Source organism: Legionella santicrucis, from assembly GCF_001468135.1.
In the GTDB taxonomy this organism is placed as follows: domain Bacteria; phylum Pseudomonadota; class Gammaproteobacteria; order Legionellales; family Legionellaceae; genus Legionella; species Legionella santicrucis.
The window spans coordinates 224,301-239,973 of record NZ_LNYU01000009.1 but is presented as its reverse complement, the minus strand read 5'-3'; the positions used below and the strand labels follow the sequence as shown (position 1 = coordinate 239,973).

Sequence of the window (15,673 nt, the reverse complement as noted above, 5' to 3'; positions counted from 1 at the left end):
AACCTCCCCTTCCATTATCATAAACAGAATTACTATTTATTGACCAAATCCTGTAAAACATGTGGCCCCTAATGATTTCATGGCGCTGCATTGAACTATTGTGGTTGTAGCTGCCGCATTATTCATAATTTGAATTACAAAAGATCGACCATCAGTACAAGCGATATTCCAATAGGCCGCACCATATATATCAAGTCCTTGAAAAAAGGCTTTGATAGGAGTACATGGCAAACCGGCTGAATTAATAATATTACCCAAAATCTGAGCCTGCTGATCTGATGTTCTACTTGACAAAATATCACTGGCAACATTGGCATAGGTAGACGAAGCTAATATTAATAGAAAAATTGCCATTATCAACTGTCTCATGTTACATCCTTACATTTTAGTAACAACAAGATATTGGTCATAATGTTATTGTAGGATAGGATTGGATTTAAATGCAAAAAACAACCAATAAGGAAAAATTTTAAACCGATCCTGTGTATCAAAAACAAGCAAGCATGACCTAGAGACGACGTTCTATGACCTGTGAGTTTCGTATCAGAGAGCGTGGTTTTACTTCGAACGGTTCGAGAGAGACTGGAGCTAAAGAGATTCTTTAGCCGAAACTCACGTTAACTTAGTATCATTCGTGTATACTTGAGGCATCAAATATTTCAATGCACAGTGAGGAACGTTTATGCCAGGACAGCCCTTTAAAATAACGCTACCATTTATTTTATGGAGTGTGATTTTCTATCTTATAGTGCTCCCCTTTATCCAATATCCTATAACCACGTTCCTTAAGCCCATTCCTATTATTTTGCTTATGATGTATACCTTACAAGTTACTTTAGAACAACCCATAAAATCCTTATTACTCGGGGCCTTAAGTTTTTCACTCATTGGCGACATTGTTTTAACATTACCTCTTAAAGCCGCGCTTCAGATGGGAATCTTAGCATTTATGGCAACACACTGCGCTTACATTTGTCTCTTTTTAAAAAAGGGACAATTTCAAAAGAAAAATTTCCTTTCTTTTTTACCGATACTCGTATTCGTTCTTATTGGAGGATATGTTCTTTGGCCCTATTTAGGTGAAATGAAAACACCTGTGTCGCTTTATTTGTTTCTTCTTACTTTTATGGTTTTTTGTTCTTTTCAAGTGAAGCAACAATCACGTTTAATTCGTCTTGGCGCTTGTCTTTTTTTACTCTCTGACTTTACGCTCGCATTGGATCTATTTGTTCTGTCACCTAAAAAACCCCTTGCTGTTTTGATTATGCTCCTTTATTACATAGCGCAACTCTTATTGGTAGTAGGAACTACTCAAAGAAATGTCCAAAACATCAAACAACATATTCCAACCTATTCATAAATAGAGGAGAACTGACTGAAAATTAGATTTGTATCCGCAAAAAGCCTGGGACAGGCTTTTTGCTCCATTGCCATTGACTCCAGGAGCTTGTAGTCGTCTTCACGCCACTGATCTATCCCCACAAAATTTAAGAATGGTTTTAATCTATTCTTCACATAGATCGTTCAGGCTGAGGAAGGGCGAAGTGCTGTCAATAACCTTATACCTGGCCCTCGAGATGGAGCATTTTGCTCCCTCCTCAGGCTGGACGGCTCTAAATAGTGACTAAATCCTCTTTTTAAATTTTGTGGGGATAGATCCGTTCGGGCAAGGCGCCCCTATCGATAGGCGCTCAATGCTCCTATAAAAATGAATTTCTGCTTTCGCGAAAATGTCGCCTCCTAAGCGTCTTTCAGGCCTCCAATCATCTTATCCTATTCTTTTATAAGAATCGTGACCAATGAAACGAGCCCCCGGTCCTTCATGAGCAATGTCATTTGCTTGCTTATTAAGTATTGAAATTGCATCAATGGTCTTTTGATCTTTATCAAAATGTCCACTGACACTTAAAACTGATTCACACATTGGGTAAACGACACTAAAAGATAAGGTATTCCCTGTCATATAACCAGTAATAGGTCTTTTTTGATTAATTGCCTGAGGGCAAGTTTTAGAAGCAACTGCCGTAGTGAAATACCCCTCGATTTTATGATCAGGTAAAATATTGATCTCTAAAATTGACCCTCTTTCGTTTTTAAAGATAATGTTTTTCTCGGCAGCAAAAGCAGATTGAGCGAACAAAGAGTACAGCACTATTGATGCACCAATAAGTAATTTAAAATTCATGAGATATCCTTTTTGTTGTTTTTGAGCTCTTTAATTGTTTGGCGCTGGCTGTTTAGCATTTTACTAGATAGAGGTCAATAACAAATTCGGAAAAAGGTTACAAATTAACAAGGTATAGATTTTTCTTCATATAGAGTCTATTTTTGACACTGCCTATTCTTTATGCTTAATATACTTCTCCTAATAAAAGCATCAAAATCGCTGTCCGCGATATTCTCGTGGTAAGCAAAAAGCTCAGGATGGGTTTGAAATGCGCAATTTGCTGTTCATAGGACTGATTACCTTACTTTTAATCTCTTGCAACAAAAAAGAGAATAAATTGTTTAGTGGCTATATTGATGCGAATCTTGTTTATTTATCCGCCGACTTTGGTGGACGTTTGACTGATTTACCCATATCAAAAGGACAAATAGTTAAAAAAAATCAATTTCTATTCAAGCTTGAGCAAACCAATGAACTTTATAATGTTAAAATAAGTCAATTAAACACTAAAGAACTTCTTGCACAACGACAACAAATTTTAACTCAACTCAATTATAATGAAATTAATTATCGCCGCATTGTAGATATGCGTCACCAAAATGCTGCTAGCCAAAATGATCTTGATGCGGCACAACGAGATTTAAACATTTCCAAACAACAACTTGATGACATTAATATTAAAATCAAAAGTAATCAGGTAGAGGTTTCAGATAAAAAATGGCTAGTTAGCCGTAAGGAAAACTTCGCACCAGAATATGGGATTATATTTGATACCTATTATACCCAAAGCGAATTTGTCCAAGCAGGTATCCCTATTCTTTCATTAATCACAAAAAAGAATATTAAAGCTATTTTTTTTGTTCCTGAGGAAAAATTAAGTCAATTGCGGCTTAATGAACACATTAAAGTTAAAACAGATCAAAATGCTCATTTTGCTACAGGACATATTTCCTATATTTCTAATATTGCTGAATATACTCCTCCTATCATCTATTCCCGTGAGGAACGCCAACGACTTGTTTTTAGAGTTGAAGTCCAAATTAATTCGCCTGATTTAGAAAAAATACATCTAGGCCAACCTGTAACTTTGGAATTAGCCTGATGAGTGATTTAGCTATTGATGTTAAAGAATTAACCAAAAAATTCGACGAAAAAGTTGCCGTTGATCATATATCTCTTAAAGTAGAAAAAGGCTCTATATTCGGTTTTCTCGGATCTAATGGTAGTGGAAAGACAACAACCATTAGGATGATTTGCGGCCTCTTAACTCCCACAGATGGTGAAGGTTCTTGCCTTGGTTACAATATCCGAACGCAAAGTAACCAGATAAAACAACATACTGGATACATGCCACAAAAATTCAGTTTTTATGTTGGATTAACGGTTTATGAAAATCTTCGCTTCATTGCAGATATTTTCCAAATAAAAGACTCCGCCAAAGAAATAAATGACATACTCAAAGATCTTGGTCTTGAAAAATACCGTAAAACCCAAGCAGGTCGGCTATCAGGAGGATGGAAACAACGTTTAGCCCTGGCTTGTAGCATACTGCACAAACCCAGGTTACTCTTTTTAGATGAACCTACTGCTGGTGTTGATCCTAAAGCCCGTAAAGAGTTTTGGGATTATTTACATAAGCTCACTGCTCGTGACGGGACTACAATTTTAGTAACTACCCATTATATGGATGAGGCTGAAAAATGCACTGATCTTGCCTATATTAATTTAGGAAAGTTACTCTATACAGGTACAACAAAAAACTTAATACCCTCTTCGAAAGTCAAAACTTTTATCGCAGAAGCCGATAGGAAAGAACAAAATTTATTAATTAAAAAAGTAAACCATTCATACCCTGAACTATTGGCCTCTATTGTAAATAATGAATTGCGAATTTCATCACGAAACCATCAAGCATTGGATAAGTTAATTCAAGAAGACAACAGCTTATCCTTTAAAGAGGTTACGCCTTCTTTTGAGGAAGTTTTTATTGGATTAATGCAATGAAGAACTATAAAAATCTTGTACAAGGAATATCGATTGCCCGCATTGCAGGTTTAATCCGCAAAGAATTTATTCTTATTACCCGAGATCGCGGCACCATAGCCATGTTGGTTATTCTACCTATTATGCTTCTTATTCTCTTTGGTTTTGCTATTGAATTTGATCCCAAACATTTACCCACTACAATTGTAAGTTATGATAATTCTCCTTTAACTCGCAGTTATATCAGTGCACTCGAAGCTTCCGGTTATTTTAAAGTAACTCATGAAGCATCTAGTGAAAATCAAAAAAATCAAGATCTTGCTAATGGAAAAATAAGTTTTGCTTTTACTATTCCTCCTAATTTTACCCGCAAATACATACGTAATGAAACCCCCCAACTATTAGTTGAAATTGATGGCTCTGATCCTGGAAGTAGTGCCAGCGCGCTAGGAAATGCACTGCCGATTTTGAGCCAAACTTTAAATAGTTTTAATAAACAAGGTTTAAGTGCCTCGGTACCAGCCAACTCACAAAGGAATGTGAACCTCACGATTCACCGACTTTATAATGAATCGAATACAAGCTCTTATAATATTGTTCCCGGCTTAATTGGTGTATTACTAACATTAACCATGGTCATGCTCACATCAACCGCCATTACTTCAGAAAAAGAATCCGGTACGATGGAAATGCTGCTCAGCACTCCTTTAAAACCTACAGAGATTATTTTAGGTAAGGTAGTCCCTTATATTGTTTTGGGTTATTTACAGCTCACAAGTATTTTAATTTTTGGCAAGCTATTAATTAATATCCCCACTGAAGGAAGTTTGCTTTTACTGTATGTTGCTTCAGCACCATTTATTATTGCCAATCTGATGGTTGGGATGATTTATTCCACAATCGCACGCACTCCTATGCAAGCCATGCAACTTAGTGTGTTTTATCAACTTCCTTCAATGTTTCTATCAGGTTATATTTTTTCTTTCTATGGCATGCCAATATGGGCCCAAATGTTAGGATACTGTATTCCAATGACTTATTTCATTCGTATTACGCGTGGAATTTTACTCAAAGGTAATACTGTTAGCCAAATAATCCCTAACATTTTACCTATTTTATTCATTGCTTTGATCCTGGTACTTTTGACAGGAAAAATATTTAGAACAAAACTCGATTAAATAAAGTGATAAAATGATGAAACTAAAAATTGTCTTGCTCTATTTATTCACTATGTTGCTAGGATCATGTTGCAAAAACTGTATCGCTCCTGAAAAAGTTAATTATCCTAAAAGCACTCGTAGTGGAGTAAAGTATGTCAACGACGAAACTGTTTTAAGTCAAATTGCATGGTGGAAAAAGTTAAAAGACCCTGAGCTTGATCAACTTATATATCAAACGCTTTCTTCTAATTATCAAATCCAAAGTTCTTATGCGACGATTGAGCAAGCACAAGCTCAGCTTAAAGCAGCTCAATATGCTTGGATTCCAACTCTTGATGGATCCGCAAGCGGAATTGCAGGCAGAACATGGAATACGCATATTACACCCCAAGGACAATTGGCTAAAACTCCTTTATTCTCAAGCCTATCCAATTTGAGATTTAAAGAATACAATGCAGGTTTTGTGCCGGGGTATACTGTTAATATATTAAACAACATTAATGACATTAAAGCAGCCCAAGCCTCTTTAGATCTCCAAAAAGCTCAAACTCAAGCAACAAAACTAGGAATTATTAGTCAAATGAGTGGCGCTTATTTCATGCTCTTAAGCCAGCGCGAGCAACTAGCGATAGAAAAAACACTATGCCATGACTTAAAAAAACTACGTCAACTAGAGCAAGTTCGGTTTCAAAAAGGAGCTAGTGACCTTGAAACATTAACAAATCTTGATCAACAGCTTGCACAAGAGGAAACAAAAATTCCACAAATCGAAAATGTGGTAGCACAAAGTGAGAACACCATTCATTTCTTATTGAATGGAAATCCAGGACCAATTAGCACAAGCCGTACTTTACTTTCGCTTAACTTAGATAACCTCATTCCTAAACATCTACCTTCGTCCGTTCTAAAAAATCGTCCGGACATTATGATTGCCTTAAATAATGTTAAAATCGCTTATTCACAAATTGGCGTGGCTTATTCAGTTTTTTTTCCAACAATTTCATTAACCGGCTTAGTTGGAGGTACTTCTGTTGATTTAAGCCATCTTTTAAAATTAAGTACTAATATTTGGATTGCTCAGGCTGCGGCTTCAATGAAAATATTTAATGCCAGCTCCTACCAGAATATCAAATCTGCTAAAGCGAACTTCAAAGCGACTTATTTTGATTATCTAGAGACATTACACGCTGCATTTGCAGATGTAGATAATGCGCTAATGACAGAACAAAAAAGCAGATTATCTTATCTGCAAACACACAGAGGATATTTAGCAGCGAAAAAAGGATATGCTATTGCATTAGCACAATACAAAGCAGGAGCAAAAGATTACCGCAATGTAGTGAACGCAAAGATAAACCTAGATCGAAGCATGCTCAGTTTAGTACAAGAAAAAGCTCAATTACTCGATGGTATGATACAAGTCTATAGCGCTGTTGCAGGTGGCTATGATGCAGCCTAAGTAATCCTTACATACCTTAGCTAATCAAGGCTATTTTTTTAAACTTGCTCGTCTAATGCTTTCTCAATAATTTTGGTAACTCTTCCTGCATCTGGAGAAGTGGTCGAATAAAAATAATCAATCAGCTTTCCCTTGCGATTGATAAGGTACTTATGAAAATTCCATTTTGGTGCCGTACCAAATCCCAATTCCTTTTTTGCCCAAAGATAAAATGGATGTGCATTTTTTCCTGAAACCACTTCCTTAGCTGCTATTGGAAAGCTAACACCATAGTTTACTTGGCAAAAGTTAGAAATTTCATCCTCTGTTCCTGGCTCTTGTCCCCCAAAATCATTTGAAGGCACTCCTAATATAACTAAACCCCGGTCTTTATATTGCTCATAAAGCTTCTCTAAACCAGCATATTGCGGGGTAAATCCACACTTAGAAGCGGTATTGACTACCATTAAAACTTTTCCTTGAAAAGAGGAAAGAGGCAATGGCTCATGTCCTCGTAAAGTATGAAATGAATAATCATACGCATTATCATAATGCGATGTATCAGCTGAAGCGATATGGGTCATCATACACCATCCTAGTATTATATATGGAAGCACTTATCAACAAACCTATTATTATTTAAGTCCAGAACTAAATCCGTTCGGAACATGAATTAATCATATACTATTGACCTTGTAAAGCAAGAATGAAAAAATTACCAACAATTTAGGTGGACAATTCGCATTACCGGAAATAGAGATACTTCCATGTTATTTTATTCTAAACTGCACCAAGAGTTCTTTTCAGCTGCTCCAGACTTTATCTATGTTTATCATTTAATCAATAAAGTTCATCATAAAGAATGTACTCATTTTATTGAATCATTATTCACTTTAGAAAAATTACTGACCGAAAAACGTTTACGAAAAGAAGAGCCTATCTTACGTTTTTTAGTTGATACGAATGGAATTGCATGGTTTGCTCGAGAAAATCAACCGGGCATTAGTGCCCCTAAACATTTCCAAATGACAGGGGAACCTCAAAATAAAGCCAGATGTTTAACCGCTGGGAATATAAAATTTACTAATTCAAAATGCAATATTTTAAAAAGCCTTAATCATAGAAGCGGTGATTTTCAACCTTCTTTTTATTCACTACGTATATTTTTGGCCATACTCATTTTAAATGAATCCATTTTGCCTTTTAAATTACCACGAATCCTCGTTGTAAAAGAATTAAATGCTCAAGGTGAAGTTGCATATAAACACAGATGGCTTGTTGCAAAGATTAAAGAATGGGCAACAACTTTTAGCCATAATGAAGAACTGACTCATAGGCTAAAAAACCAATGCATAGAAACAAAAAAAGTCCACTACAAGAGTACAACTGATGAATTTTGTTATTCAATTTAAAGCTAAGGTAACGATACAATAGAGGTACATTACTTTCTTTAAATCATTTCTATTTGATGCCTTATTTTTTCTTGTACTTCACGTATATGTATTTCGTTCTCGTAATGAGTACGAGGCCAAAAAAAACCTTTTAATCCATCCTGTTTATTTCTTGGTACAATATGAACATGAAGATGAGGAACGCTTTGGCTAATTGTATTATTTATGGCAATAAAGCTTCCTGCAGCATCCGTTGCTTTTTCAACAGCCTTACCGATTCTTTGGGTTAATAAAAAAAGAGACGCTACCAAAGTATCAGGTAACTCATAAAGTGTTTTAATATGTACTTTAGGCACTAATAAAGTATGGCCGGGAAATAGAGGACGAGAATCCAAGAATGCAATAAAATTTTCGTCTTCAAAAACAAAAGACGCTTTTTCTTTTTTTGCAACAATTAAATCAAAAATACATTCTTTTGCCATCTATATTCCTACTTTCGCATAAACTTAAGGAAGAAACTACTTAATCCACTTTACTTGATCCTATTATAGGAACCAATAGCCCAAGTGAAATAACATAGGTAGATGATTTCAATGCTACACTTTATTATCCGATAAATGGAGTCAACAAAATGAAAAAATACTCTCTATTTGTATTTTTATTACTGTGTATGATTCATTATAAATGTTTTGCTAGAGGCCTAACTCTTGAAAGTTCAGCATTCCAAATGAACTCAACAATCCCTACTCAATATACCTGCAAAGGAGCTGACCAATCTCCTCCTTTAGCATGGCATAGTATACCTATACAGACAAAATCACTTGTATTAATAGTTGATGATCCAGATGCTCCTGATGGAGTTTGGACCCATTGGATTTTATTTAATATTCCGCCAACGATACACCAATTAGATACTGCAAGCCCAATTCCTCCTGGTGCTACAACTGCAAAAAACAGTTGGGGAGAATTAGGTTATCGTGGCCCCTGCCCACCCGTTGGAGCGCATAGTTATCATTTTAAATTATATGCGTTAAACACCGTAATAAACTTAGGGGATGACGCTAGTCGAGATGCCTTGTTGAATGCAATAACCGGGCACGTTATTGAAAGTACGGAACTGGTGGGGATTTATCAATCTTTTGAATAAAAATAGGTAATAAAGTATGAATATTCGTTAAAACTAGAAAAAGTAGTTAAGTGTCCATCCTCAACAAACCAACTACAAACTCAACTGCTTTTCTAGTTCTAAATTAATTGAAACTCAGTCAACGTGGTATATGTCGATCTTCCTTGACCTAGTTTGCTTTCAATTAAATAAATCTTATCAACAGTAATTGGCGGGATATATCCCAATTTAATTTGTGATAATAACTTTTGATGCTGGTGATGACGCACTCTTGCTAGAGTCATGTGACCACGAAAAGGTCGAGATTCAATAGGATAATTTAAAAAGTGTAATGCGTGAGTAATAATACTCACAAGTTTACTTAAAAGATCATGCGGTTCGACAATCAAAGAAAGAACTTTAGGATGTCGTAACGTGGGAAACCATTCTACTGGCCCTAATTTTAATTGGAAACATGGAATATGCTTTAATACGTTTGATATTTTTTTGTTCACCAAGGCCATGTCTTTTAATTGAAATTGGGCAATAAAGTGCAACGTTATATGCAAGTTTTCTATATCAACCCAACGAATATAATCTTCAGGCATGTCTTGCTTTAAAGATTGCAAAATATTCAATAAATGAAGACGTATTTCCTTTGAAGGTACAATTGCGAAAAAAGCACGTATCGTATTCATTTTTATCCATTAATAAAACGCTTACCCCAAGCTCATGTTAATTTATATCATATAATAGGAGTTCGATATAAAAAATAAACGCCATTTTTTATATCGAACTCATTTTATTTAGAACTGGATTCCCTATAAATGCTACGCATTTATGGGATAACGTTCGTTTAGCAGCATCTAGGCATGGAAATGCCTTGATGTAGAACTCAAGTTATATAGATAAAGCGTAACCAAAATGATAGCATTATTCTTTTTATTCGAGAATGAATGACATACCGCCCCGATATTGATGGACTAAGAGCCATTGCTATTATACTGGTCCTAATTTATCACGGCGGCCTCCACTTTTTTCCTTCAGGATTTATAGGTGTCGATGTCTTTTTCGTTATTTCTGGTTTTCTCATCACCAGTATTATTCATGGGTCACTAAATAACCATTCTTTTTCCTTTTTAGATTTTTATAATCGTAGGCTATGGCGCTTACAACCTGTATTTGTTTGTTTACTCTTTTTGACAACTGCATTGGCTGTATTATTTTTTTTACCTGATGATTTAATGCGGTACAGCAAAAGCGCGCGCAAAACCTCTTTATTTTTATCCAATTTATTTTTTGACAAAACTACAACCGGTTATTTTTCACCGGATACCCATCAACTTCCGCTATTACATACCTGGTCTCTTTCCATAGAATGGCAATGTTACTTACTTCTGCCTTGCCTCCTTTATGGCTTATATCGTTTTATACCTGAAAAATATCTACCTATTTCCATATATATTCTTACTTTAATTGCTTTTCTCTATTCATTACACAATGCTAAAACGTTACCTGCCCATACCTATTATTTATTGTTGAGTAGAATCTATGAGTTTTTAATTGGTGCCTGCATTGCGTTGATTCCTCCAATTACTCATAAACTGAATCGATATTTATTAAATCTCATTGGAGGTGTTGCTTTATTCTCGCTATTTTATATCGCAAATCTTAATCCAGTTTTAACAGGGTATCCTGACGAACTTGCACTTGCGGTTTGTCTCGCAACAGGAGTACTTATTATTCTGGGAAGATTTTTCCCCGAATGCCTCTCGAGCAAATTACTTTCCACTAAACCTATGGTCTTTATAGGGCTATTATCTTATTCTCTATACATTTGGCATTGGGTTATTTTTTCACTCTTAAGATATCAAGGTATTGTAGAAACCTTCGCTATTCAACTTTTTGCCTATATACTTACTTTTGTATTAGCTTATCTTTCTTGGAAATATATCGAAAAACCAGCAAGACATTTAAGACATATTCCATTACGCTATACTTTGGTGCTCTTAGTATTTATTCCAATATTTGTTATCCATCTTGCTTCCTATTTTGTCAGCCTCAATAAGGGGTTTCCTAAACGCTTTGATGGCGAATTAGCCACCATTTATCAACAACTAGAACAATACGAAAGTAAGTTACGACCTACATGTATCACTGATAAGGAACAAGAGATCAACTTGCAATGTCTTGTTGGTTCTAAAAAAAGCGACAGTAAAAAAGCAATAATGATTGGTGATTCATTTTCCAATCATTATTGGGGGTTTATGGATGTGCTAGGAAAAGATGCCAACACCACAATATTAATGCAAGGGGTCTCGTCATGCCTCACTTTACCTGGAATTTATCTTTATGACTGGTGGCATTTTAAAAATCAAATTTACCAATCCTGTTATGAGCTCACTCAAAAATATTATCAAATGATTCAAAACAATCATTATGATTATGTGATTATTGGACAACTCTGGGAAAACTATTTATCAGCAAGTGTAATAAATCATTTAGGAGATAAACGTTCATTAGTATTAGGTCAAAAACGATTAGAAGCCGCATTAGATAAAGCACTGGCAACAATTATAAGCTCTGGAGCAAAACCCATATTAATTAAAGCGACAGCGCGAATGCAAGAGAACTTTCATGACTGTTTCTTTAAGCATATAAAATTAAGAAAAGCTTATAACTCTGCTGAATGTAATTTTAATTTACTTGAAACGGATCAAAGGCTTAGTCAATTATTTCATAAAATGAAAAGCAAATACCCACAGTTAATCATTTTTGATCCTAAGAAAGTACAATGCATACAAGGAATATGCAAAGCAGACGTCAACGGAATCCCTGTTTATCGTGACGTAGGACATATCACAGATTATGCTTCATATCAATTTGGCGCACTTTATTTGCAAAAATTTTCAAATCCATTGGGGTAATGGATTATTATTTCACTTTGTTGCAATCCATTTCCACATTAGCTTCTTTTTAATGAACTCTACTAAAAACAAATAAGTTACCGTAGCTGTAATAAGAAATAGAAAATAAGTTGGCGGTAAAGGAACAAACCCCAAAAACTTTGCAATTGGAGTAAAGGGTAACAGCGCTGCAAAAAAGACAATAAATAATGCCATGCAGATTAAGGGGGTACTTGGTTTGCTTTTCCAAGGGCTTTTGGCAGTACGAATTACAAATACAACCAACGTTTGGGTCGCTAATGACTCAACAAACCAACCGGTTTGAAATAAAGATTCTGTTGCAACAAAAATCTTTAGCATGACAAAAAAAGTTAGAAAATCAAAAATAGAGCTTATAGGACCTATGTAAAACATAAACTTGCGAATGAGTGTTATATCCCAGTGTTTAGGTTTACGTGCAAAACTAGGATCTACATTGTCCGTTGGAATTACTATTTGAGAAATATCATAAAGAAGATTATTTAAAAGAATTTGCGTGGGTAACATCGGCAAAAATGGCAAAAGAAGAATTGCCCCAGCCATGCTTAACATATTACCAAAATTTGAGCTGGTTCCCATCATAAGATATTTCATCACGTTTCCAAAAGACTTTCGCCCTTCAAGAATGCCACTTAACAATACGCTTAAATGATGCTTCAATAAAATAATATCAGCTGCTTCGCGTGCTACATCTACAGCACCCGCAACCGAAATGCCTACATCTGCGCTATGTAATGAAGGAACATCATTAATTCCATCTCCAATATAACCTACTACATGCCCACGTCCACGAAGGACACTAATAATTCGTTGTTTTTGCATCGGAGAAATACGCGCAAATACATTTACTTCTTCTGCAATTTCACCCAATGCCATATCACTAATATGTTCTAATTGTCCGCCTGTCACGATCCTACTGGAATCAAGTCCTACTTGTTGGCACACATGGGATGTCACCAAATCATTATCTCCCGTTAAAATTTTTATCGTTACTCCTTCTCTAGATAATTTTTTTATAACCTCAGGGATATCCTTAAGTGCTGGATCAAAAAATGCGAGAAACCCTCCTAAAACCATTTCCTTTTCATCACGCACATCATAGGAAGATTTTGGCTCTATTTCACGATAAGCAACGGCCAAAGTTCGATACCCCAGCTTACTTAAAGACAAAAAAGTAGTCTCGATTTTTTTGTACCATATTTCATCCATTAGATGAATTTCACCCTCTATATTACAATGAGTACACTCTTGAGTTACATTTTCGGGTGCACCTTTAATAATCAAAATATGCGCTCCACCTTGTTCCACAACAACGCTCGAGCGGCGACGTTCAAAATCAAAAGGAATTTCATCGATTTTATGGTAGGTTTTCAGATCAGGATGATCGTGTTTTAATATTGCGGCATCTAAAGGATTAATATTAACTTTTTTTAATACAGCAAGATTAAATGGGTTAGGAATTTCCGTACCAAAAAGACTGTTTAAGTAGGCCCACAACATTACATTTTCTGATTTATTGCCTAAGGGATCTATATGTTGCTCTAAAATCATTTCACCACGAGTCAAAGTCCCTGTTTTATCGCTACAAAGGATATCAATGCTCCCAAAATTCTGTATCGCAGACAAATTTTTGACGATTACTTTTTTTCTTGCCATATGAACTGCTCCCGCAGCAAGAGTCACAGTAGTAATCATCGGCAATAACTCAGGTGTAAGGCCAACCGCTAGAGCAACAGCAAATAACAGCGACTCAAGTAAAGAGCGTTTCAAATAAACATTGACAGCGAATACAAAGAGTACAAGAAAAAATACTACTTTCATGATGAACAAACCAAAACGGGTAATACCTTTTTCAAACTCAGTATGTGGCGCAACTTTAGCAAATGCTTTAATGATATTGCCAAATTGCGTGTCCTGTCCGGTTGCTACAACAATCGCCGTTGCTGTGCCACTAACCACAGACGAGCCTGAAAAAACAGCATTTTTGGCATCTGCTATATTTTGGGAGGTATGATTTTCATAAATTGCCTCTTTTTCTACAGGCAAAGATTCACCAGTAAGAGCCGCTTGCTGGATATGTAAGTCTTTAGCTTTTAGTAATAAAGCATCCGCGGGTATCAAATCACCAGCGATAAGATGGATAATATCTCCTGGAACCAATTCACGACAGGGTATTTCATTCCATTTTTGATCCCTCAATACATTTGCCGTAGACGCAATATGTCGTTGTAGTTTTTTGATGGCAACAAGTGAACGATGACTTTGGAAATAATCAAGACCAATGCTCATTATAACCATAATAATGATAATCATCGAACTAACAACATTTCCAGTAAAAGCTGAAACTACAGCTGCAATCAACAAAATAGCAACAAGTGGATTAGTTGAATGTGAAATTGCTTCCATAATAAGAAGACGATAAGGCCTTTGGGCAATTTCGTTAACTCCATATAATGTTTGCCTTTTTTGAGCTTCTAAATGAGTTAAACCATCCAAAGAACTATTTAACTTCGCAAGAACCGCTTGCTTGTCCAAGGTAATTAATGACAGCAAATCCATATTCTTATCCTATATTTTGCTGGCTCGCATCAATTTGTATAGTTCATTTTACCACCTGAATATAACTTACAATGCGTTGAGCCAGGCATAGATTTTTGCGCTAAATAATCTCGGGGCAAGTGGTTCACAATGACCTCCTGTACCTTCTTTAGCATCAAAAAGAATGTATTGCTTTTTGCACTGTAGCTGATCATATAGCTTTTTTGCCTGACCTAATGTGATGTACTCTAAAGTATTATCACAAACCAGCATGGGACATTGAATCTTTTCGACTAATCCCTTTAACGTGTAGGCACGAGTTTTATGGAGCATTTCCTCAATAGTTTTAGCACCAAATCGCCACTTCCTGCTTTCTAACATAAATCGTAAGTTTTCATCTGTTTTCATAAGATAAGCCAAAGCTTGCTCTAAAGAAGCATTTTTTAAATCTGGAAATTGTGTCATCAACGAATTAAATTTTGCTTCTAGATTAGCACTCGCATCAAATATACCTGGATCAACAATACACGCAGCAATTCGTGTTTCTTTGGTTACCGCCCGCGCAGCGAGATATCCTCCAAAGCTTCGGCCAATCAAGAAAATTTTATTGGGATCGATTTCAGGGCGGTCTATAATAAAATCAACAACTGCATGAATCACTTGCTCCCAATCAGGAATAAAAGGAATTTTATTGAAACGCAACATACTGCCTTGACCAGGACCTTCAAAAGTTAAGCAATGAAAGCCTCGTTTTAATGCTTCAGCGGCAGTACTATAACACTCTTCTTTGGTACCATCCCCGCCTCCAGTGTCAATGAGAATAGGTCTGGGATGATTTGAAGATTCATGCAGATAAAGATAACCAGGCAATATACTGTTTGCAAAGGGAATTTCTACTATTTCTACAGGGGTTTCAAAAAACTCAAGCGCCTGATGGAACGCTTGA

At 35.8% G+C, this 15,673-nt stretch carries 15 protein-coding genes; 8 read left to right on the top strand and 7 right to left on the bottom strand.

Annotated elements, in window-relative coordinates; translation table 11 throughout:
• Positions 1–36 precede the first annotated feature (36 nt).
• Complete coding sequence (locus Lsan_RS02955) at positions 37–369, bottom strand: hypothetical protein (RefSeq protein WP_058513041.1); 333 nt, start codon at positions 367–369, stop codon at positions 37–39.
• A gap of 313 nt (positions 370–682) precedes the next feature.
• Between Lsan_RS02955 and Lsan_RS02950 the strand changes: the two genes are divergently transcribed.
• Positions 683–1,360 carry a lysoplasmalogenase gene (locus Lsan_RS02950; protein ID WP_058513040.1) on the top strand — a complete coding sequence of 226 codons (678 nt, stop codon included), beginning with the start codon at positions 683–685 and terminating at the stop codon, positions 1,358–1,360.
• Between the two features lie 408 nt (positions 1,361–1,768).
• Here the strand turns inward: Lsan_RS02950 and Lsan_RS21395 are convergent, their stop codons facing one another.
• Entirely contained in the window at positions 1,769–2,185 is a 417-nt protein-coding gene (locus Lsan_RS21395) for an avidin/streptavidin family protein (RefSeq protein ID WP_083505071.1), read from the bottom strand.
• A 250-nt stretch (positions 2,186–2,435) separates the two neighbouring features.
• Here Lsan_RS21395 and Lsan_RS02940 point away from each other — a divergent pair, with 250 nt between their 5' ends.
• From Lsan_RS02940 to Lsan_RS02925, 4 genes are read left to right on the top strand one after another with little or no spacing between them, the layout of a single operon-like run.
• Positions 2,436–3,269 carry an HlyD family secretion protein gene (locus tag Lsan_RS02940; RefSeq protein WP_058513039.1) on the top strand — a complete coding sequence of 278 codons (834 nt, stop codon included), beginning with the start codon at positions 2,436–2,438 and terminating at the stop codon, positions 3,267–3,269.
• Positions 3,269–4,171 (top strand): ABC transporter ATP-binding protein, encoded by a 903-nt coding sequence (locus Lsan_RS02935; RefSeq protein WP_058513038.1) that lies wholly within the window; start codon positions 3,269–3,271, stop codon positions 4,169–4,171. Before Lsan_RS02940 ends, Lsan_RS02935 begins: the two co-directional genes overlap by 1 nt.
• Positions 4,168–5,328 (top strand): ABC transporter permease, encoded by a 1,161-nt coding sequence (locus tag Lsan_RS02930; RefSeq protein WP_058513037.1) that lies wholly within the window; start codon positions 4,168–4,170, stop codon positions 5,326–5,328. Before Lsan_RS02935 ends, Lsan_RS02930 begins: the two co-directional genes overlap by 4 nt.
• Positions 5,329–5,341: 13 nt before the next feature.
• Positions 5,342–6,769 carry a TolC family protein gene (locus Lsan_RS02925; RefSeq protein ID WP_058513036.1) on the top strand — a complete coding sequence of 476 codons (1,428 nt, stop codon included), beginning with the start codon at positions 5,342–5,344 and terminating at the stop codon, positions 6,767–6,769.
• A gap of 38 nt (positions 6,770–6,807) precedes the next feature.
• Here Lsan_RS02925 and Lsan_RS02920 read toward each other — a convergent pair whose 3' ends face one another.
• Positions 6,808–7,335 carry a glutathione peroxidase gene (locus Lsan_RS02920; RefSeq protein ID WP_058513035.1) on the bottom strand — a complete coding sequence of 176 codons (528 nt, stop codon included), beginning with the start codon at positions 7,333–7,335 and terminating at the stop codon, positions 6,808–6,810.
• Positions 7,336–7,515: 180 nt separating this feature from the next.
• On the opposite strand from Lsan_RS02920, the gene Lsan_RS02915 reads away from it, so the two are divergent.
• Complete coding sequence (locus Lsan_RS02915) at positions 7,516–8,160, top strand: hypothetical protein (protein ID WP_058513034.1); 645 nt, start codon at positions 7,516–7,518, stop codon at positions 8,158–8,160.
• Between the two features lie 38 nt (positions 8,161–8,198).
• On the opposite strand, the gene Lsan_RS02910 is transcribed toward Lsan_RS02915, so the two are convergent.
• On the bottom strand, positions 8,199–8,621 hold the full coding sequence (locus Lsan_RS02910) for an HIT family protein (RefSeq protein ID WP_058513033.1): 423 nt from the start codon (positions 8,619–8,621) through the stop codon (positions 8,199–8,201).
• Positions 8,622–8,770: 149 nt separating this feature from the next.
• Here Lsan_RS02910 and Lsan_RS02905 point away from each other — a divergent pair, with 149 nt between their 5' ends.
• Positions 8,771–9,286: a YbhB/YbcL family Raf kinase inhibitor-like protein gene (locus Lsan_RS02905; protein WP_058513032.1), complete on the top strand. Its 516-nt coding sequence runs from the start codon at positions 8,771–8,773 to the stop codon at positions 9,284–9,286.
• 98 nt (positions 9,287–9,384) lie between these two features.
• Here the strand turns inward: Lsan_RS02905 and thpR are convergent, their stop codons facing one another.
• A complete protein-coding gene (gene thpR, locus Lsan_RS02900) occupies positions 9,385–9,942 on the bottom strand; it encodes an RNA 2',3'-cyclic phosphodiesterase (protein WP_058513031.1) in 558 nt (185 codons plus the stop codon).
• Between the two features lie 258 nt (positions 9,943–10,200).
• On the opposite strand from thpR, the gene Lsan_RS02895 reads away from it, so the two are divergent.
• Entirely contained in the window at positions 10,201–12,171 is a 1,971-nt protein-coding gene (locus Lsan_RS02895) for an acyltransferase family protein (protein WP_058513030.1), read from the top strand.
• Between the two features lie 12 nt (positions 12,172–12,183).
• Here the strand turns inward: Lsan_RS02895 and mgtA are convergent, their stop codons facing one another.
• Both mgtA and Lsan_RS02885 read right to left on the bottom strand, forming a co-directional pair.
• A complete protein-coding gene (gene mgtA / locus Lsan_RS02890; RefSeq protein WP_058513029.1) occupies positions 12,184–14,748 on the bottom strand; it encodes a magnesium-translocating P-type ATPase in 2,565 nt (854 codons plus the stop codon).
• A gap of 66 nt (positions 14,749–14,814) precedes the next feature.
• A partial coding sequence (locus Lsan_RS02885; RefSeq protein WP_237762014.1) for an alpha/beta hydrolase family protein occupies positions 14,815–15,673 on the bottom strand: 859 nt, incomplete at its 5' end.